Origin of the sequence: Pseudomonas sp. B7(2017), assembly GCF_002112745.1 — a bacterium.
Classification (GTDB): Bacteria; Pseudomonadota; Gammaproteobacteria; order Pseudomonadales; family Pseudomonadaceae; genus Aquipseudomonas; species Aquipseudomonas ekonensis.
This window is the reverse complement of record NZ_NEIP01000003.1, coordinates 499,929-518,929: the sequence shown is the minus strand read 5'-3', so window position 1 is coordinate 518,929 and position 19,001 is coordinate 499,929. Positions and strand designations below refer to the sequence as shown.

The window sequence follows — 19,001 nt, the reverse complement described above, 5'->3', positions numbered from 1 at the left end:
ATAATGTTGAGGTTGTAGAGAAAGGGGCATATCTATTTGAAGCAGGAAGCAATTTAATAGGTGTGTCCACGTTCTTAATAAGCCTTGATTGTCGAGAATGTTCATGAAGCTCAAGTTTTATCATCAGCCAGGCGGAACCTATCCTGAAGTCGGGCAGATGTTCCATGCGGTGGCTGAAGTGGTCTCAACGGATGAAGAGGCGTCGCGCTACGAGCTCTATGTCTGCAGTGTTCTCGGTGCGATCGCTCAGATCCCAAAGGATTGCGATCGATTGCTGACTGCCATTGAGTCGGTAGAGACAGGCGAGCAGGAGTCCGTCAGCGATGGTGGCAATGATGTTCTGTTGAACATTGATGCGAGCGCTGTGCAAGTCGATATTCTGGTCAACGATGACTGGGTTGGTCAGCCTGAGGGCAGGTTTACTCTTCAGGAGTGGCGTAAAGTGCTCGAAGGATGGAAATATCTTTTGGAGCTACCCAAAGGTTCCGCGCAAGTTGTGATGGTCGAGTTGCCATAGGCAAACTTGATTCAGAGCAGGTGTGCGGCGGAAGGGCGATCAGTCGGGTTTGTTGGATGGCCGCCCGGACATTCTTGTTGCCGGAAGGCGCTGTCAGCCAGCAATGACAGCGAGGTTCTTTGAGTAGTCCGGGCTATTTGAAAGAAAGGGGACGAATCTATTTAATGCGATGATCAATTCAATAGATCTGAACCTTTTTTTACCCTTGATTCGTTAACCCAACCACGATCTGAATCGCCGACCTTGACCAGAGCAAACGGAACTCTCTCATTGCATCATTCGAACTACCCCCGCCTAAAGGTATTCCTGGCCTTTCTTCTGTGCCCGTTGGTCCCTGGCTTCATCGCCGGGATCGTCAAGACCGTTGCGACGGTTGCCCATCTGGCCATGAACCCGAGGCTGATCGGCGAGGTGGGGCCGGAGTTGATGATGATGCCGTTCCTCGCGCCCGTGCTGGCGCTGTTGATTTTCATCGTGCCGTTTCTGCTGTTCTCTTCGGCGATTGCGGGGTTGAAAGTGGCGAGAACGGTGCGGGCCTGCGCGACGGTTGCCCTGGTGGGCGCTTGTGTCGCCACGTTGTGGGTCGTTCCGTTTGTGGTCGCCGTTTTCCGTGATGACCCACGCGGGAATGGCCTGGAGTATGCCTTGGAGTTGACCGTGCTGTTTGCTGTGTCGATGGCCACGTGCTGGCTGACCGCACGTTTCTTTTTGCCGGAGCCGGTCAGTCTTGAGGTCGATTCCGGTCAGCGCGCCGATTGATTTCAGCGCCGCTGATTCAGGCCCCCTACGCAAACGCCCCGAACGATGTCGGGGCGTTTTCATGTGTCGGGTTCAATAGCCGGGGTGTTTAGCGGAACGCCGGCACCACGTGCTTGATGAACAGCTCCAGCGATTTCTTTTTCTCCGCGTGGGGCAGGCTGTTGTCGCACCAGAAGCTGAACTCGTCCACGCCCAGTTCCTGGTAGTACTTGATCCGCGGAATGATTTCTTCCGGCGTGCCGATCATTGCGGTCTTGTGCAGGCTTTCCAGTTCGAATTCCGGGCGGCCGGCGAATTTCTCTTCCGGGCTGGGGGCGAGGAAGCCGTTGACCGGGACTTCCTTGTTGCCGAACCACGCATCGAACGTGCGGTAGAAGCGTGAGATGGCCTTGGCGCCGACTTTCCAGCCGTCCGGATCGTCAGCGGTGTGCACGTGGGTGTGGCGCAGCACCATCAGTTGCGGGCGCGGCACGCCGGGGTTGTTGTCCAGGGCGGCCTGGAATTTGTTCTTCAGGTCGACGACTTCTTCGTCGCCCTTCATCAGCGGCGTGACCATCACGTTGCAGCCGTTGGCCACGGCGAAGTTGTGGGAGTCCGGGTCGCGGGCGGCGATCCACATCGGCGGGTTGGGCTTCTGCACCGGTTTCGGCACGCTGGTGGAGGTCGGGAATTTCCAGATGTCGCCGTTGTGGGCGTAGTCGCCTTGCCACAAGGCGCGCACCACCGGAACCATTTCCCGCAATGCCTGGCCGCCGGCCGATGCGGGCATGCCGCCGGCCATGCGGTCGAACTCCACCTGATAGGCACCGCGGGCCAGGCCGACTTCCATCCGGCCGTTGCTGATCACATCGAGCAAGGCGCATTCGCCGGCCACCCGCAGCGGGTGCCAGAACGGCGCGATGATGGTGCCGGCGCCCAGGTGGATGGTGGTGGTCTTGGCCGCCAGGTACGCCAGCAGCGGCATCGGGCTCGGCGAGATGGTGTATTCCATGGCGTGGTGTTCGCCGATCCACACGGTGCTGAAACCGCCGGACTCCGCCATCAGGGCCAGTTCGGTCAGGTCTTCGAACAGTTGGCGGTGGCTGACGCTTTCGTCCCAGCGTTCCATGTGTACGAACAGGGAAAATTTCATGACGCTACCTCGGATCTCTTGTTGTTGGCCGGTCGCTGTCGGGCCTGTTTAACGGCAACCGGTTGGGGTCAGGCGAAAACGGGCAGGGCGCCCATCTTGCCGTGGCAATACACCAGCGGTCCTGCGTCTTGCTCGGGCACGATCAGGTTCTTCACCGCGCCGACCATGATGGCGTGGTCGCCGCCCTCGTATTCGCGCCACAACTCACATTCGATGATAGCCGTGGCGTTGGCCAGGATCGGGTTGCCCAGCTCGCTCAGCGTCCATTCGATGCCATGGGCCTTGTCCTTGCCTTTGCGGGCGAACGCGTAGGCCTCGCTCTGCTGACCGCCGGACAGCACGTGGATGGCGAAGCGTTTGTTCTTGATCAGGACAGGGTAGGAGTCGGAGCTGTAGTTGGGGCAGAACAGCACCAGGGCGGGATCCATCGACAGCGAGCTGAAGGCGCTCGCGGTCAGGCCGACGATCTGGCCGTCGTCATCCAGGGTGGTGATGACGGTTACGCCGGACGGAAACGAACCCATGACTTGTTTGTAGAGGGCGGCATCGATCATTGGACGATCCTCGGATGGGGTGACGCGGTTTTTATGTGTTTGTGGGTCTGATGGTATACCGTAATACATCGTTTGCAAGCGCTTTTTTGATGAAACGATAAACGCGGCGCTTTCGTCGGAAACTCAGGGTTTACGGGGCTTTTCCGTAGCCGCAGGGGTTTGGGATCAGGGAGGATGGCGGATCAGATGACGCGCCGAACAGCGGATCAGTCTTGTGTAAATGTTGGAATACCATAATATGGTGTTCGCTCAGGATGGGCGGCGAATCCCTCCTGGTTTGGCTTCATACAAAGATAAAAACAGACAAGCTCGAGTTCATGCATATGTCCCAGATGTCCCGGCAAGATCCGTTGATCGAGAATCACACGGTCGACTACGTCCCACTCGCGGAACGCCACGGGAAGGCCCGCGACCTGTTCACCCTGTGGTTCAGCACCAACATCGCGCCGCTGCCCATCGTCACCGGCGCCATGGTGGTTCAGGTGTTTCACTTGGATCTGTTCTGGGGGCTGCTGGCGATTGCGCTGGGGCACCTGATCGGCGGCCTGGTGATCGCCCTGGCGTCGGCCCAGGGGCCGCGCATGGGCATCCCGCAGATGGTGCAGAGCCGCGGCCAGTTCGGCCGTTATGGCGCGCTGCTGATCGTGTTCTTCGCGGCAGTCATCTACATCGGTTTCTTCATTTCCAACATCGTGCTGGCCGGCAAGTCCATCGTCGGCATCGCGCCGTCGGTGCCGGCGCCGCTGAGCATCCTGATCGGGGCCCTCGGCGCCACGGCCATCGGCGTGATCGGCTACAACTTCATCCATACCCTCAACCGCATCGGTACGTGGGTGATGGGCAGCGCGCTGCTGGCCGGGTTCCTCTACATCTTCGCCCATGACCTGCCGGCGGACTTCTTCACCCGCGGCAGCTTCAACCTGTCCGGCTGGCTGGCCACGGTGTCGCTGGGGATCATCTGGCAGATCAGCTTCTCGCCGTACGTGTCCGACTATTCGCGTTACCTGCCGGCGGACATCGGCATCGCCAAGCCGTTCTTCGCCACCTACCTGGGGGCGACGCTGGGCACGATCCTGTCGTTCGCCTTCGGTGCGGTGGCCGTGCTGGCGGCGCCGGAAGGCACCGAGGCGATGGCGGCGGTCAAGCTCTCCACCGGTTGGCTGGGGCCGATCCTGATGGTGCTGTTCCTGCTCAACATCATCAGCCACAACGCCTTGAATCTGTACGGCGCGGTGCTGTCGATCATCACCTCGATCCAGACCTTCGCCAGCCAATGGACGCCGAGTGTCAAGGTACGTGTGGCGCTGTCGAGCGTGGTGCTGGCGGGCTGCTGTGTGGTGGCGCTGGGCGCGTCGGCGGACTTCATTTCCCAGTTCATCGGCCTGATTCTCGCGCTGCTGTTGGTGCTGGTGCCGTGGGCGTCGATCAACCTGATCGACTTCTACCTGATCAAGCGCGGCCGCTACGACATCGCGTCGATCTTCCGCGCCGACGGCGGCCTCTACGGGCGCTTCAACCTGCACGCGATCATCGCCTACTTCATCGGCATCCTGGTGCAGCTGCCGTTCGCCAACACGTCGCTGTACGTCGGGCCTTACGCCAATCTGGTGGACGGCGCGGACCTGTCGTGGCTGGTGGGCCTGGCCGTGACCTGCCCGCTGTACTACTGCCTGGCGACCCGCAGCCAGCCACAGCGCAGCGGGCGGGCGCAGTTCAGCTACACGGACTGATCCGCAAGCGCCTCACCCGCAATGCCCGGCCCTACGCCGGGCATTGTCGTTTCCGCACTGCGGCGGTCACTCAAATTGGCCGTTTCGATCCCCTTTTGGCCAACCGGCCACTGTGCCCGGCCAGCGCCGTCGGCAAGAATCGGACGCAACCGACAAAAACAACAGGACGCCTTAGCACCTTGCCCTTGGCTGACGATCAGCCGCTGCCGTGTACAGAACAACAAAACCATCGAACTCACGCCGCTTCAGGGGAAACAACCATGGTCACGATCAAACGCATGCTGGGCGCCACCGTGTGCGGGCTGACGCTGCTGGCCAGCGCCGTCCAGGCCGAACAGCGCGAATTGCGGGTCTACAACTGGGCGGACTACATCCTGCCGTCCGTGCCCAAGGATTTCGCCGCCAACAGCGGGATCAAAGTGACCTGGGACACCTTCGACACCAACGAATCCCTGGAGGCGAAACTGCTGACCGGCAACTCCGGCTACGACCTGGTGGTGCCGTCGAACCAGTTCCTCGACACCCAGATCAAGGCCGGCGTGTTCCAGAAGCTCGACAAGTCCAAATTGCCGAACTGGCAACACCAGGATCCGGCGCTGCTCAAGCTGCTGGACGCCAACGACCCGGGCAACCAGTACGGCGTGCCCTACATGTACGGCACGGTGCTGATTGGCTTCAACCCGGCCAAGGTCAAGGCCGCGCTGGGTGAGAATGCGCCGGTGGACAGCTGGGATCTGGTGTTCAAGCCCGAGAACATGGAGAAGCTCAAGTCCTGCGGCGTGGCGATGCTCGATTCGCCGTCGGAGATCCTGCCGCTGGCCCTGCATTATTTGGGGCTGGACCCGAACAGCCAGAATCCGGATGACTACGAAAAGGCTAAGGCGCTGATGCTGAAGGTTCGGCCGTATGTCACCTACTTCAACTCGGCGAAGTACATGACCGACATCGCCAACGGCGACATCTGCGTGGCCATCGGCTACTCGGGCAGCTTCTATCAGTTCGGCAACCGGGCGAAGGAGGCGGGCAACGGCGTGGTGGTCGACTGGCGCCTGCCGAAGGAGGGCGCGCCGATCTGGTTCGACACGTTCGCCATTCCGAAGAGCGCGCAGAACGTGGCCGAGGCCCATGAGTTCCTGAACAACCTGCTCGATCCCAAGGTGATCGCGCCGATCAGCGATTTCCTCGGCTACCCGAACGCCAACAAGGATTCGATGGCCCTGATCAACAAGGACATCACCGAAAACCCCAACCTGACGCCGACCCCGGCGGCGCTGGCGAAGCTCTACGTGGTGCAGCCGCTGCCGCAGAAGCTGGAGCGGGTGCGCACGCGGGTGTGGACGAGCATCAAGTCCGACAAGTAAGAGCGGGGCTTGCGTGTGGTGAGGGAGCAAACGCCCTCACCGCAACGCGAATCAGCGGGCATCCGGCTCGGCAGCCTTGTTCCGGCTGACGATCAGGCTCAAGACCACCGACAGCAGGATCACCCCGCCCACCACCGCCAGCGACCATTCCACCGGCATGTGGAACCACGGCATGAGCGTCATCTTGCCGCCGATGAACACCAGCACCAGCGCCAAGCCGTACTTGAGCAGATGGAAGCGGTCGGCCATGTCCGCCAGCAGGAAATACAGCGCCCGCAGGCCCATGATCGCGAAGATGTTCGAGGTGAATACGATGAACGGGTCGGTGGTGACGGCGAAGATCGCCGGGATGCTGTCGACCGCGAACATCAGGTCGCTGGCCTCGATCAGCACCAGCACCAGGAACATCGGCGTGGCCCAGCGCACGCCGTTCCGCACCACGAAAAAGCGCTCGCCGTGAAACCCGTCGGTGATGCGCAGATGCCCGTGCACCCAGCGCAGCAGCGGGTTCTTGTCCAGATCCGGCTGGTGCTCGGCGAACATCAGCATCTTGATCCCGGTGACGATCAGGAATGCGCCGAACACATACAAGAGCCAGGCGAACTGCGACACCAGCCACACGCCGGCGAAGATCATCGCCGCGCGCATCACGATGGCCCCGAGCACGCCGTACAGCAGCACCCGACGCTGCAGCTCCGGCGGCACGGCGAAGTAGCCGAAGATCATCACGAACACGAACATGTTGTCGATCGACAGCGATTGCTCGATCAGGTAACCGGTGAGGAACTCCAGGGTTTTGACCTTGGCGATTTCAGGGCCGAACTCGCCGTTCAGGTACCACCAGAGCAGTCCGGCGAAGGCCAGCGCCAGTGCGCACCAGGCGATCACCCAGCCTGAGGCTTCGCGCACCGACACCCGATGGGCCTTGCGCCCGCCGAACACGAACAGGTCCAGGGCCAGCATGGCGAGGACGAAGACAATGAAGGCGCCCCACATCCAGGGCTCGCCGATGTTGATGGGTTGCATGCCGTTCTCCCTGTCTTTATGTTTTTCGGGGTGGACGGGGCCATGCTAGTAGGAGCCTTCCGAGAAAGAAAAATCGTTTATTTCGTGGGTATTGTTCGTAAATAGCGAAGTGTCGGAATACAACACTTCTTTGCTAACCTCGCTGTCGAGCCAGTCCACCACTCCGGGAGCCAAGATCATCGACACGCCAGATCCTCAAGCCGTCTGCAGCCCGATCACCAGCGCCGCCATATTCATCGTGGCGACCCTCAACGCCGGGGCTGAGGCCGCCGAGACCGTGCGCGGTTGGTGCGCCGACGTCGCGGGGCTGACGCGCTCGGTCGGCAAGCGCGTTCCCTCGGGCAACCTGTCTTGCGTCTGCGGGTTTTCCTCCAACGCCTGGGATCGTCTGTTCGGCGGTCCGCGCCCGGCGTCCTTGCACGGTTTTCGTGAGTTCGGTGTAGAAGGGCGGCGTGCCGTTTCCACGCCGGGAGACCTGCTGCTGCACATTCGGGCCGACCAGATGGATCTGTGTTTCGAGCTGGCGACGCAGTTGATGTCCGCGCTGGACGGCGCCGTGACGGTGACCGACGAAGTGCAGGGTTTCCGTTATTTCGATATGCGCAGCATCATCGGGTTTGTCGATGGCACGGAAAACCCGGTCGGCCGCAAAGCCGAGCATTTCGCCCTCGTGGGCGATGAAGATCAGGCGTTCAGCGGTGGCAGTTATGTGCTGGTGCAGAAGTACCTGCACAACATGAAGGCGTGGAACGAGTTGTCGGTCGAGGCCCAGGAGCGGGTGATCGGTCGCACCAAACTGTCCGATATCGAGCTGGACGATTCGGTCAAGCCGAGCAATTCCCACAGCGCGCTGACGACAATCACTAAGGATGGCGAAGAGGTGAAGATCCTGCGCGACAACATGCCGTTCGGTCGGCCCGGCGCGGGGGAGTTCGGTACTTACTTCATCGGCTACGCGCGTTCGCCGGAGCCGCTGGAGCTGATGCTGGAAAACATGTTCGTCGGCAAGCCGCCCGGCAACTACGATCGGTTGCTGGACTTCAGCACGGCGGTCACCGGCAGCCTGTTCTTTGTGCCTTCGGCGGATCTGCTGGAGGCGTTGGCGGAGCGATAAAAAAGGCGGGATCGAATGATCCCGCCTTTTTTCTTACTTGCCGGTCGCCAGGGCTGGCGTACGCGGCGGCACCAGACGTTTCGAGCCGGTTGCCTCAAACGCCGCGGCCAGGCGCAGCAGCGTCGAGTCGTCGTAGGCGCGGCCGGCGAAGGTCAGGCCCACCGGCATGCCGATGTCCGCCATGACACCCATCGGCACGGTCACGGTCGGCACGCCGAGGTGACGGATGGCGAGGTTGCCGTTGGCGACCCAGATGCCGTTGCTCCAGGCGATGTCCGCCGACGCCGGGTTGACGTCCGCGTCCGCCGGGCCGACGTCGGCGTTGGTCGGGAACAGCACGGCGTCGAGGCCGAGGCGGTCCATCCAGTCTTCGAGGTCGAGCTTGCGGGTCTGCTCCAGGCCGCGCAGGCCGTCGGGCAGGGTCGGGATCTGGTCCCACGGCTTGATGCCGCGCTCGGCCATGCGCACGTATTCGTCCATGCCGGCGGCCAGGTCGCCTTCGCGGTTGGGCAGGGTGCCCGGATCGTGGGGGAAGATCTTCGGCCCGTCGACGTCCGCCAGGCGGTTGAGTTTCGGATCGCCGTTGGCCCGCAGGAAATCATCGAACGCCCAGGCCGACAGATCCCACAGCTCGTCGTGCATGAACTCCTTGGACACGATCCCGCGGTTGAACACGGTCGGCGCGCCCGGGCGGTCGCCTTCGCAATTGGACACCAGCGGGAAGTCCACCTCGATCACTTCGGCGCCGGCGGCTTCCAGCGCCTTGCGCGCCTGGTTCCACAAGTCGATCACCGAAGGGCGGGTGTTGATGCGTTGGCCGGTCGGGCCACCGATGCCGGGCGCTTCGCTGGTGCCGACCTCGGCGTCGGCGTTGATGTACATGCGCGGCACGCCCAGGCGCTTGCCGGCCAGGGCCGCAGCGCCGACGGCCAGTTCCGCGTAGGAGGCTGGACGCACCGAGGCCACGCTCGGGATCGGCACCCACGGCTGCAGGCGCCACAGGTCGCCGCGGGTGTCGGTGTCTTCGGCCACCACCACGTCGAGCACTTCCAGCAGGTCGGCCATGGTGCGGGCGTAGGGCACGACCACGTCCATGGTCGGCGTCAGCGGCCAGTTGCCGCGCACCGAAATCACCCCGCGCGACGGTGTGTAGGCGCACAGGCCGTTGTTGGAGGCCGGGCCGCGGCCGCTCGACCAGGTTTCCTCGGCCAGGCCGAACGCCGAGTAGCTGGCGGCGGTGGCAGTGCCGGCGCCGTTCGACGAGCCGGAGGCGAAGGGAGCGGTCAGATAAGCGGCGTTGTACGGGCTTTCGGCGCGGCCGTAGACGCCGCGCTGCATCCCACCGTTGGCCATCGGCGGCATGTTGGTCTTGCCCAGGCAGATCGCCCCGGCGGCGCGCAGGCGTTCGATGGTGAACGCATCGCGGTGGGCGACCAGGTCGGCGAAGGCCGGGCTGCCGGACGCGGCGGTCAGGCCCTTGACCAGGTAGCTGTCCTTGGCGGTGTAGGGGATGCCGTCCAGCGGGCCGAGGGTCTTGCCGGCGGCGCGGCGGGCGTCGGAGGCCTCTGCTTCCTTCAGGGCTTCAGGGTTGCGCACCACCACGGCGTTGAGGGCGGTGGCGGTCTGCGGGCCGTCGTAGGCGTCGATCCGCGCGAGATAAGCCTGCACCAGCTCGACCGCGGTGGTCTCGCCCGATTCCAGGGCTGCGCGCAATTGGGCAATGGAAACTTCAGTGACTTCGATCATGCTGTTACCGCCGACAGGTTCTCAGATGGGTTGTTCGTCATGGTTATCGTGGCACGGTGTCAAGAATCCTTGATGAGCGAGACTCTACCCTGAAGTGATGCGGATGGGGTATTCAAATTCGATAAATATCGGCATTTATCATCGAAAAAATTCACCGGGCGTCTCTCCGAACTGTTGCCGGAACGCGGCGATGAAGGCCGAAGTTGAATCATAGCCGCAGGCCAGCGCCACATCGGTGACCCGTTCGCCCCGTTCCAGCGGCGTCAGGGCGCCGAGCAGGCGAAGGCGCTGGCGCCAGGCCCGGAAGGTCAGGCCGGTGTCGCGCAGGAACAGGCGGCTGAGGGTCTTTTCGGTGACGCCGAATCGGTCGCTCCAGTGCTGCAGCGTGGTCGACTGATCGGGATGCTGCTCAAGGCTGCGATAGATCTGCTGCAAGCGGCTGTCCTGGGGCAGTGGCAGCATCAGGTCGATTTGCGGGGCTTCGGCCAACTGGTCGAGGATCACCTGAGCGAGCCGACCGTGGGGGCCGTCCAGGTCGTACTCCACCGGCACGCCGCTGAAGGTGCGGATCAGCTCGCGCAGCAAGTCGTTCACGGCCAGCACATGACACCGTTGCGCCGCCCGGCCTGCGACGCTGCAATCGATGTACAGGCTGCGCATTTCCGTGTGCGGCGAACTGAACACCCGATGCGGCACGCCGGCCGGGATCCACACCGCCCGCTCCGGCGGGGCGACGAAGCGCCCGGCGGCGGTCTGCACTTCCAGCACGCCCTGGATCGCATAAGACAACTGCACCCACGGGTGGCTGTGGCGGCGGGTGAGGGCGCGGTTGGGCAGCGATTCGGTACGGCCGTAGAGCGGTCGCGGCAGGCTGGGCAGGCCGGGAATGCTGCGTCTGACGCTTTTGTCGTGTCCTTTAGGCGGCATCTGTGGGCTCTTCGGCGTTAGTCGGTCATTGCCGATCACGTTAGAGTCGCCTTCACGTACTGGCAACCCCCGGAAGACCGCTTATGACCCGCCCACGCTTGTTACCCGACAACTTCACCCTGACCCTGATCGGCGTGGTGCTGCTGGCCAGTTTCCTGCCCGCCAGCGGCCAGGTCGCGGTCGGCTTCGGCTGGCTGACCAACATCGCCATCGCGCTGCTGTTCTTTCTGCATGGCGCCAAGCTTTCGCGGGAGTCGATCATCGCCGGCGCCGGCCACTGGCGCCTGCATTTGCTGGTGTTCGGCCTGACGTTCGTGCTGTTCCCGTTGCTGGGCCTGGCGCTCAAGCCGCTGCTGTCGCCGCTGATCGGCGACAACCTGTACATGGGCATGCTCTATCTGTGCGCGCTGCCGGCCACGGTGCAATCGGCGATTGCGTTCACTTCGCTGGCCCGGGGCAACATTCCGGCGGCGATCTGCAGTGCGGCGGCCTCCAGCCTGTTCGGGATCTTCCTGACGCCGCTTTTGGTGACGCTACTGTTGAACGTCCATGGTGACGGCGGTTCGACCCTCGATGCCATCGTGAAGATCAGCGTGCAACTGCTGTTGCCGTTCATCGCCGGACAGATCGCCCGGCGCTGGATCGGTGCCTGGGTCGGGCGCAACAAGCATTGGCTCAAGTTCGTCGATCAGGGTTCGATCCTGCTGGTGGTCTACGGCGCCTTCAGCGAGGCGGTGAACGAAGGCATCTGGCATCAGATCCCGGTGCTGGACCTGTTCGGGCTGGTGGTGGTGTGCTGCATCCTGCTGGCGCTGGTGCTGCTGGCGTCCACGGTGCTGGGCAAGGCGTTCGGCTTCAGCCAGGAAGACCGCATCACCATTCTGTTCTGCGGTTCGAAGAAGAGCCTGGCAACCGGTGTGCCGATGGCCCAGGTGCTGTTCGCCGGCAGCACGATCGGCGTGCTGATCCTGCCGCTGATGCTGTTTCATCAGATTCAGTTGATGGTGTGTGCAGTGCTGGCGCAGCGATATGCCAAACGGCCGGAGTCGATTCCTGAACTGATGGCTCAGGTGGATCCATAAGGGAGTTGGCTAAGTAAGGGAGGGTGAAACGAGGAAGAAAATGGCAGGGGCGGCTGGATTCGAACCAACGCATGGCAGGATCAAAACCTGCTGCCTTACCGCTTGGCGACGCCCCTGTATTCGGTTGGCCTGTCTGGCTTCCCGGAAAGTGCGCGAAATTTAACAACATTTTTTCCGTCTGGGAAGCCCCGAACGAAATAATTTTCTTGGAAAACAGCCTGTTATCTTTTTTGCGCCGCCCGTGACGGCTCATTTCGCCGCTTTTCCTACAGCGTCCCCGAGTATTTCACCGCCGCAGCGGCACGGGAGGGGACGTTCAGCGTGCGCAGCAACGAAGACACATGAATGCGCACGGTAAACGGAGATATATCGAGTTCCCGGGCGATTTCCTTGTTCGTCTTGCCTTGGGCGATCAGCCGCAGCACTTCCTGCTGACGGGCGGTCAACGCCGTGCCGGATTCCAGCGGCAACAGGCCCGAAGGCGCAAACCTGACCAGCACTTCACCCTCGCGGATGGCCAGGATCGCCTGGCCGATCTCGTCCGGGGCGATGTTCTTGCCGATGAAGCCGTCGATCCCGGCGGCCATCACTTCGCCGATCAGCGTTTCGTCGTCCACCATCGACACCACGATCAATGTGGTGCGCGGCCATTGCAGGCGCAGTTGCGCCAATTGGTCGAGGCTGGTCAGGCCGGGAAAGCGCAGGTCGAGGATCAGTGTGTCCGGCTCGTCGCCTGACCGGAGCAAGCGCTGCACGGCCTCGAAATCGCCTGCCTCGTCGACGGCGGCCTCGGGCAACAGGCGCTGGACGGTGCGCAGCAGCGCTTCGCGAAACAGCGGGTGATCGTCGGCTATGATGATTCGGCAAGCCATGGCTGCACCCTCCCTGGGTCTGGCGTTCCGTTGGCTTGCACCTTAGCACCGGGCAAAGGCGTTGCCTGTTGGTTCGTGCTGGATCTGACGACTGCCGCACAAGGACGTTCCCATGAAGTTCGAAAAGAACACCGAGCTCGACCAGGCCAACCTGCGCATCATTCTGGCGAGCGTGGCCCTGGCCTACATCAGCGTGCTGGGCTTTCTGCCGGGGCAGCGGGTGGACACCTACCTGCCGATCATCGCTTACATCAGCGTGTTCCTGCTGGCCTCGGCGGTGCTGCGCCAGGCCATTGTGCGTTGGCCCGGGCATTATCCGGCGCGGCGGATCTTCGGCATGGTCAACGACTACACCGGCACCTCGTTCGGGCTGGTGATGGGCGGCGCCACCGCGTTGCCGCTGTATGCGGTAATGGTCTGGGTCAACCTGGGCAACGGCATGCGCTACGGCTCGCGCTACCTGGCGATCGCCACGGCGCTGGCGTTGGCGGCGCTGGTCGTGGTGTACAGCCTGACGCCGGTGTGGCAGGCGCAGCCGTTCATGGTGCTGATGCTGATGATCACCAGCACGGTGATTCCGTTCTATGCGCACCTGCTGCTGGAACGCACGCGCAAGGCGTCGGAAGAGGCGGTCGCGGCCAATCTGGAGAAGTCGCGGTTCCTGGCCCAGGCCAGCCACGACCTGCGCCAGCCGATCCACTCCATCGGCCTGTTCACCGCGTGCCTGCGCGAGTCCCGCCTGGGTGACGAAGAGCGCCGGCTGGTGGACAACATCGACCGTTCGCTGCTCAACGTCTCGCAGCTGTTCCGTTCGATCCTCGACCTCTACACCCTCGACAACGGGCGGATCCAGCCCAAGCTCCAGACGTTCGAACTGGGCGAATGGCTGGCCGACCTGATCCGCCAGAACGCCGAAGCCGCACGCTGGGCCGGCGTGGAACTGCGCCTGCGTCCGTCCCGGCACTGGGTTCGCACCGACCCGGCGCTGCTGGCGACCATGGTGCAGAACGTCCTGTCCAACTGCTTCAAGTACGGTGCGCACCGGCCGGTGCTGATCGGCGTGCGCAAGCGTGCCGGCGGGCTGGCCATCGTCGTGTACGACCGCGGCAACGGCATCGCCGAGGAACATCTGCCGAAGGTCTTCGAGGAGTTCTACCGGGTTCGCCAGTTACGGGACAAGGATGTGGAGGGCGTGGGGCTGGGGCTGTCGATCGTCAAACGGTTGGGGCAACTGATCGGTGTCGGGGTGACGCTGCGCTCGCGGCTCGGGCATGGCACGGCGGTGACCCTGTTCGGATTGCCGTTGGCGACGGCGCCTGCGTTGCCGGCGGTGCGCGATGAGGCGCGTCAGGCGGGCATGCTGACCGGGCTGAAAGTGTGTCTGGTGGAGGATGACCGCAACGTGCTGCTGGCCACGTCGGCGTTGCTGGAGCGTTGGGGATGCGTGGTGCAGGCCGAGACGACGGGGCAGGGGCTGGTGACGGACTGCGACATCATCGTCGCCGACTACGACCTGGGAGCCCACGGCACCGGCATCGAGTGCATCGACGACATTCGCCGGCAGCGCGGTCAGGCGGTGCCGGCGATGATCATCACCGGGCATGACATCGAGAAAATCCAGGCGGCGCTGCATGACCGTCGGATCGCCATCCTGTCAAAACCGGTGCGTCCGGCCGAGCTGCGCGCGACCTTGCGTGCGCTGCGCGAGCGGCGGGACGAGCCGGTGGGCGCCGGCAGCGACAGCCTGGCGTGAGGGCGGATCCGGTTACCGGTACGGGATCGGCGAGGCGCCTTTGGGCAGGCAGGTCAGCGGCGGCGACATGATCCCCATGCTGGCCACGGCGACGATCGCGCCGCTGGGCAGCTCGCAGTTGTACTCGCCGCCGGCGGTGTAGGCCGTGTAATAGGTGAGGGTGCTGTCGCTGCGCACGTTGGCGATCTTGGTGACGGGCTGGCCGATCACGGTCTGGGCCCGTTCCTTCATGCTGTCTTCGGTGGGTTTGGCGGTCTGGCAACCGGCGGCGCCGGCCAGCAGGGCGCCGATGACGGCGAGTTTGCAGAGGCGTGAGTGCAGTTTCATGGTGTGTCTTCCTTGGTGTTGTTCTTTTTCCGGGCGCGACGGTGCCGTGCACGGTGCAAGGGCCGTGTGGGGAAGCGTCGGGGGTTGCGGGGACTATAGCGCCGGGCGACGCAGCGGTCATTAGCACAAATGTGCTAGCGGGGACGAAACGGGCGGTCGGATGGGACCGCCCGTTTTACCTGGCTGGGCCGGTTATTGAGGGCTGTTGAACTGGTCGGAATAGCTGCCGGTCATGAGCGCCGAGGCGACCCGGTCGGAGCCGACGCCGACGCGGGAGTAGGCCAGCCGGTTGGCGCCGACCTTGTCCGCGCCATCGGCGGCCAGGGCGCCTGCACCGACATGGTCGGAACCGTCGGAAGCCACAGCGCCTGCGCCGACATGATCGGAACCGTCGGAGGCCACAGCGCCCGCGCCGACGTGGTCAGAGCCATCGGAAGCCACAGCGCCCGCGCCGACATGATCGGAACCGTCGGAAGCCACGGCGCCCGCGCCGACGTGGTCAGAGCCATCGGAAGCCACGGCGCCTGCGCCGACGTGGTCAGAGCCATCGGAAGCCACAGCGCCTGCGCCGACATGATCGGAACCGTCGGAGGCCACAGCGCCCGCGCCTACATGATCGGAGCCGTCGGAAGCCACAGCGCCTGCGCCGACGTGGTCGGAACCGTCGGAGGCCACAGCGCCCGCGCCTACATGATCGGAGCCGTCGGAAGCCACAGCGCCTGCGCCGACATGGTCGGAGCCGTCGGAAGCCACAGCGCCCGCGCCGACATGGTCAGAACCGTCAGAGGCAACGGCACCCGCACCGACATGATCCGAGCCATCGGACGCCAACGCCTGCGGCTGCGCCGCCCAGGCCACCGGCACCACCACCGTTGCGGCCACCGCAAGAACGACGCCTGTCAAAAGCTTGTGTTTCATGATCTTCTCCACGACCCATCAGCCACAACGCGTCCGAGCGGCGTCCGTCGGCTGCACCGGCGGCAGGGCTCGTTGGCCCGGGGTTAACCAGATTGGCGATTGGCACGGGCGCACCGCCAGGTGCACGGGTGTCGACGTACTGCATGAAACTTCGTTAGCGAACTGAAAAGTATAGTCGGCCAATCGTCGGCGACGGAGGCCGCTCGGCCCGGGGCGATAGTCGGTTAACGTCCTTGCGCGCGGGCGCTAGAAGGAAATCGGTCTAAAAAGGGCGTTTCGGATTTCAAAGCCTTTGCTAGGCTCATAGGTGTAGGCGAACACGCAGACTGATGCGCAAGCGGATAGCGAGGAAGCGTTGGGCGCGTTCCGAAGGGTACACGGTTAGAAAGATCCCCGCGCTGGGATCCAGCCCTTACGCCGTGTGAAGCAGCAGAGCACATTGCCTGTACTGTGGGAGTCCTGATAAACCTCGTAAGCCAGAGACCAGCACTGGCCGCCTACTCGAACACCAAAGCCCGCCTTGTGCGGGCTTTGACGTTTCTGGGCCTATATCTTCGCCAACGCCTGCGCCAGGTCGGCGCGCAGGTCCTCGACCTCTTCCACGCCCACGGACAGGCGCACCAGCGTGTCGCCGATGCCCAGCCGCGCGCGGGTCTCTGCCGGGATGGTGGCGTGGGTCATGATCGCCGGGTGCTCGATCAGGCTTTCCACGCCGCCGAGGCTTTCGGCCAGGGCGAAGATCTTCACGTTCTCCAGGAAGCGTCGGGCGCCGGCCAGGTCGCTGTTCACGTCCAGGGAGATCATCCCGCCGAAACCGCGCATCTGCCGTTTCGCCAGTTCATGCTGCGGGTGCGACGGCAGGCCCGGGTAATAGACGCGCTTGACCTGCGGCTGGCGCTCCAGCCACTGCGCCAGTTCCAGGGCGTTGCTGCAATGGCGCTCCATGCGCAGCGCCAGGGTCTTCACGCCGCGCAGGGTGAGGAACGCGTCGAACGGCCCGGCGATCGCGCCGACCGCGTTCTGCAGGAAGCCCAGGCGCTCGGCGAGTTCCGCGTTCTGCCCGACCACGGCGATGCCGCCGATCACGTCGGAGTGACCGTTGAGGTACTTGGTGGTCGAGTGCAGCACGATGTCGAAGCCCAGCTCCAGCGGACGCTGGATGTACGGGCTGGCGAACGTGTTGTCGGCCACGCACAGGATGCCCCGCGCCCGGCAGGTGCGGGCGATGGCCGCGAGGTCGACCAGACCCAGCAACGGGTTGGTCGGGGTCTCGACGATGACCATGCGGGTGTCGTCCTGCAGCGACGCTTCGAAGGCCGACAGGTCGCTCAGGTCGACATAGGTGAAACGGTGTCCGGCGCTGTGCTGGCGCACCTTGTCGAACAGGCGGAACGTGCCGCCGTACAGGTCGTTGCCCGACACGACGTGCGAGCCGGCCTCAAGCAGTTCGAGCACCGTGGAAATGGTCGCCAGGCCCGAGGCGAAGGCGAACGCCCGGGTGCCGCCCTCCAGGTCCGCCACGCAGCGCTCCAGGGCGAACCGGGTCGGATTGTGCGAGCGGCCGTAGTCGAAGCCCTTGTGCACACCGGGGCTGTCCTGCAGGTAGGTGGAGTTGGCGTAGATCGGCGGCATCAGCGCCCCGGTGGTCGGGTCCGGCGTTTGCCCGGCGTGGATCACGCGGGTGGCGAAGCCCCGTGGCGGGGCGTTTTCATCGTGCTGGCTCATGCCAGGGATCTCCGTAGTTGGTTGAGCATGTCGACGCGGGTGATCAGGCCATGGAAGCCCGAGGCGTCGGCGATGATCGCCACCAGGCCGCGGTTGAGGACCTTCTCCAGCTCGGCCAGGTCGGCGTTCGGCGCCAGGGTCTGCAGCTTGTCGGTCATCGCGCTGGCGACGGTCTTGCGAAAATGCGCAGCGTCCTCATGGACGCCGAGCAGGATGTCGGATTCATCGATCACACCGACCAGCTGGCGGCCTTCGACCAGGACGGGCAGTTGCGACACATCGGCCAGGCGCATGCGCTGGAAGGCCGTGAGCAGGGTGTCTTCCGGGCCGACGCTGATCACCCGGCCGTCCTCGAAACGTCGGGCCACCAGGTCGCGCAGGTCGCCGTAGCGCTTGCGCGCCAGCAGGCCCTGATCGTTCATCCACTGATCGTTGTAGACCTTGGACAGGTAGCGGGTGCCGGTGTCGCAGACGAAGCTGACCACCCGTTTCGGTTCGGTCTGCTCGCGGCAGTAGCGCAGCGCGGCGGCGAACAGGGTGCCGGTGGAGGAACCGCCGAGAATGCCTTCGACCCGCAGCAGTTGGCGGGCGTGGTCAAAGCTTTCTTCGTCGCTGATGGAATAGGCGTGGCGCACGCTGGAGAGGTCGGAGATCGACGGGATGAAGTCCTCGCCGATGCCTTCCACCGCCCAGGAACCGGCGGTGCCGAGGTGGCCGCTGCGGCTGTATTCGGCCATCACCGAGCCGACCGGGTCGGCCAGCACCATTTCAAGGTCCGGCTGCACGCGCTGGAAGAACCGGGTCAGGCCGGTGAGCGTGCCGGCGGAGCCGACGCCGACGACGATGGCGTCCAGATCATGTTCGGTCTGCGCCCAGATTTCCGGGGCGGTGCTGCATTCGTGGGCCAGCGGGTTGGCGGGGTTGTTGAACTGGTCGGCGAAGAAGGCGCCGGGAATGTCCTTGGCCAGGCGTGCGGCGACGTCCTGGTAGTACTCGGGGTGGCCCTTGCCGACGTCGGAGCGGGTGATGTGCACTTCGGCGCCCATGGCCTTGAGGTGCAGGACCTTTTCGGTGGACATCTTGTCCGGCACCACCAGCACCACCCGGTAGCCTTTGGCGCGGCCCACCAGGGCCAGGCCCAGGCCGGTGTTGCCGGCGGTGGCCTCAACGATGGTGCCGCCGGGCTGGAGGCGGCCGTCGCGTTCGGCGGCGTCGATCATGGCCAGACCGATGCGGTCCTTGATCGATCCGCCGGGGTTCTGCGATTCGAGTTTGAGAAACAGCGTGCACGGCCCGGTGTCGAAGCGGGTGACACGAACCAGCGGTGTGTTGCCTATCAGCCCAAGCACTGCAGGGCGTGAATCCTTTGACATCTCTTCACCTCGTTTGTGGTGATTGATCGCGATCCATTCGCGGGGAACAAGCTCGCATGCAACATAGGCCCGGATGGTCTGCGCC

At 63.9% G+C, this 19,001-nt stretch carries 17 protein-coding genes and 1 tRNA gene; 7 read left to right on the top strand and 11 right to left on the bottom strand.

Features of this window, described 5'->3' with window-relative positions; translation table 11 throughout:
* Positions 1-103 precede the first annotated feature (103 nt).
* Both CAG29_RS08710 and CAG29_RS08705 read left to right on the top strand, forming a co-directional pair.
* Positions 104-517: a hypothetical protein gene (locus CAG29_RS08710; RefSeq protein WP_085694285.1), complete on the top strand. Its 414-nt coding sequence runs from the start codon at positions 104-106 to the stop codon at positions 515-517.
* 270 nt (positions 518-787) lie between these two features.
* Complete coding sequence (locus tag CAG29_RS08705; protein WP_085694246.1) at positions 788-1,276, top strand: hypothetical protein; 489 nt, start codon at positions 788-790, stop codon at positions 1,274-1,276.
* Positions 1,277-1,364: 88 nt separating this feature from the next.
* Here the strand turns inward: CAG29_RS08705 and CAG29_RS08700 are convergent, their stop codons facing one another.
* Together CAG29_RS08700 and CAG29_RS08695 are read right to left on the bottom strand one after the other, a co-directional pair.
* Positions 1,365-2,408 (bottom strand): LLM class flavin-dependent oxidoreductase, encoded by a 1,044-nt coding sequence (locus CAG29_RS08700; protein ID WP_085694244.1) that lies wholly within the window; start codon positions 2,406-2,408, stop codon positions 1,365-1,367.
* A 68-nt stretch (positions 2,409-2,476) separates the two neighbouring features.
* Positions 2,477-2,962 carry a flavin reductase family protein gene (locus CAG29_RS08695; protein WP_085633326.1) on the bottom strand — a complete coding sequence of 162 codons (486 nt, stop codon included), beginning with the start codon at positions 2,960-2,962 and terminating at the stop codon, positions 2,477-2,479.
* 323 nt (positions 2,963-3,285) lie between these two features.
* Between CAG29_RS08695 and CAG29_RS08690 the strand changes: the two genes are divergently transcribed.
* Both CAG29_RS08690 and CAG29_RS08685 read left to right on the top strand, forming a co-directional pair.
* Positions 3,286-4,692, top strand: a complete 1,407-nt coding sequence (locus CAG29_RS08690; protein WP_085694243.1) for a cytosine permease — start codon at positions 3,286-3,288, stop codon at positions 4,690-4,692.
* A gap of 260 nt (positions 4,693-4,952) precedes the next feature.
* A complete protein-coding gene (locus tag CAG29_RS08685) occupies positions 4,953-6,053 on the top strand; it encodes a polyamine ABC transporter substrate-binding protein (RefSeq protein ID WP_085586833.1) in 1,101 nt (366 codons plus the stop codon).
* Positions 6,054-6,104: 51 nt separating this feature from the next.
* On the opposite strand, the gene CAG29_RS08680 is transcribed toward CAG29_RS08685, so the two are convergent.
* Positions 6,105-7,079, bottom strand: a complete 975-nt coding sequence (locus CAG29_RS08680; RefSeq protein ID WP_085694242.1) for a TerC family protein — start codon at positions 7,077-7,079, stop codon at positions 6,105-6,107.
* 130 nt (positions 7,080-7,209) lie between these two features.
* Between CAG29_RS08680 and CAG29_RS08675 the strand changes: the two genes are divergently transcribed.
* On the top strand, positions 7,210-8,193 hold the full coding sequence (locus CAG29_RS08675; RefSeq protein ID WP_371916616.1) for a Dyp-type peroxidase: 984 nt from the start codon (positions 7,210-7,212) through the stop codon (positions 8,191-8,193).
* Between the two features lie 33 nt (positions 8,194-8,226).
* Here the strand turns inward: CAG29_RS08675 and CAG29_RS08670 are convergent, their stop codons facing one another.
* Positions 8,227-9,939, bottom strand: a complete 1,713-nt coding sequence (locus tag CAG29_RS08670) for an amidase (RefSeq protein ID WP_085694241.1) — start codon at positions 9,937-9,939, stop codon at positions 8,227-8,229.
* A 138-nt stretch (positions 9,940-10,077) separates the two neighbouring features.
* A complete protein-coding gene (locus tag CAG29_RS08665) occupies positions 10,078-10,866 on the bottom strand; it encodes a helix-turn-helix domain-containing protein (protein WP_085586830.1) in 789 nt (262 codons plus the stop codon).
* Positions 10,867-10,949: 83 nt separating this feature from the next.
* Here CAG29_RS08665 and CAG29_RS08660 point away from each other — a divergent pair, with 83 nt between their 5' ends.
* Positions 10,950-11,948, top strand: a complete 999-nt coding sequence (locus CAG29_RS08660; RefSeq protein WP_085586829.1) for a bile acid:sodium symporter family protein — start codon at positions 10,950-10,952, stop codon at positions 11,946-11,948.
* Between the two features lie 41 nt (positions 11,949-11,989).
* On the opposite strand, the gene CAG29_RS08655 is transcribed toward CAG29_RS08660, so the two are convergent.
* Both CAG29_RS08655 and CAG29_RS08650 read right to left on the bottom strand, forming a co-directional pair.
* Positions 11,990-12,064: transfer RNA gene (locus tag CAG29_RS08655), tRNA-Gln, on the bottom strand.
* A 150-nt stretch (positions 12,065-12,214) separates the two neighbouring features.
* A complete protein-coding gene (locus CAG29_RS08650) occupies positions 12,215-12,820 on the bottom strand; it encodes a response regulator transcription factor (RefSeq protein WP_085586828.1) in 606 nt (201 codons plus the stop codon).
* Positions 12,821-12,932: 112 nt separating this feature from the next.
* Here CAG29_RS08650 and CAG29_RS08645 point away from each other — a divergent pair, with 112 nt between their 5' ends.
* Positions 12,933-14,573: a hybrid sensor histidine kinase/response regulator gene (locus CAG29_RS08645; RefSeq protein WP_085694239.1), complete on the top strand. Its 1,641-nt coding sequence runs from the start codon at positions 12,933-12,935 to the stop codon at positions 14,571-14,573.
* 12 nt (positions 14,574-14,585) lie between these two features.
* Here CAG29_RS08645 and CAG29_RS08640 read toward each other — a convergent pair whose 3' ends face one another.
* The 4 genes from CAG29_RS08640 to CAG29_RS08625 form a co-directional block, all read right to left on the bottom strand.
* Positions 14,586-14,900 carry a hypothetical protein gene (locus CAG29_RS08640; protein WP_085586826.1) on the bottom strand — a complete coding sequence of 105 codons (315 nt, stop codon included), beginning with the start codon at positions 14,898-14,900 and terminating at the stop codon, positions 14,586-14,588.
* Between the two features lie 192 nt (positions 14,901-15,092).
* A complete protein-coding gene (locus tag CAG29_RS28745; protein ID WP_256575739.1) occupies positions 15,093-15,818 on the bottom strand; it encodes a hypothetical protein in 726 nt (241 codons plus the stop codon).
* 546 nt (positions 15,819-16,364) lie between these two features.
* Positions 16,365-17,543, bottom strand: a complete 1,179-nt coding sequence (locus CAG29_RS08630; protein WP_085656759.1) for a cystathionine gamma-synthase — start codon at positions 17,541-17,543, stop codon at positions 16,365-16,367.
* On the bottom strand, positions 17,540-18,916 hold the full coding sequence (locus tag CAG29_RS08625; protein ID WP_085586824.1) for a pyridoxal-phosphate dependent enzyme: 1,377 nt from the start codon (positions 18,914-18,916) through the stop codon (positions 17,540-17,542). The genes CAG29_RS08630 and CAG29_RS08625 overlap by 4 nt, the downstream gene beginning before the upstream one ends.
* Between the last annotated feature and the right edge of the window lie 85 nt (positions 18,917-19,001).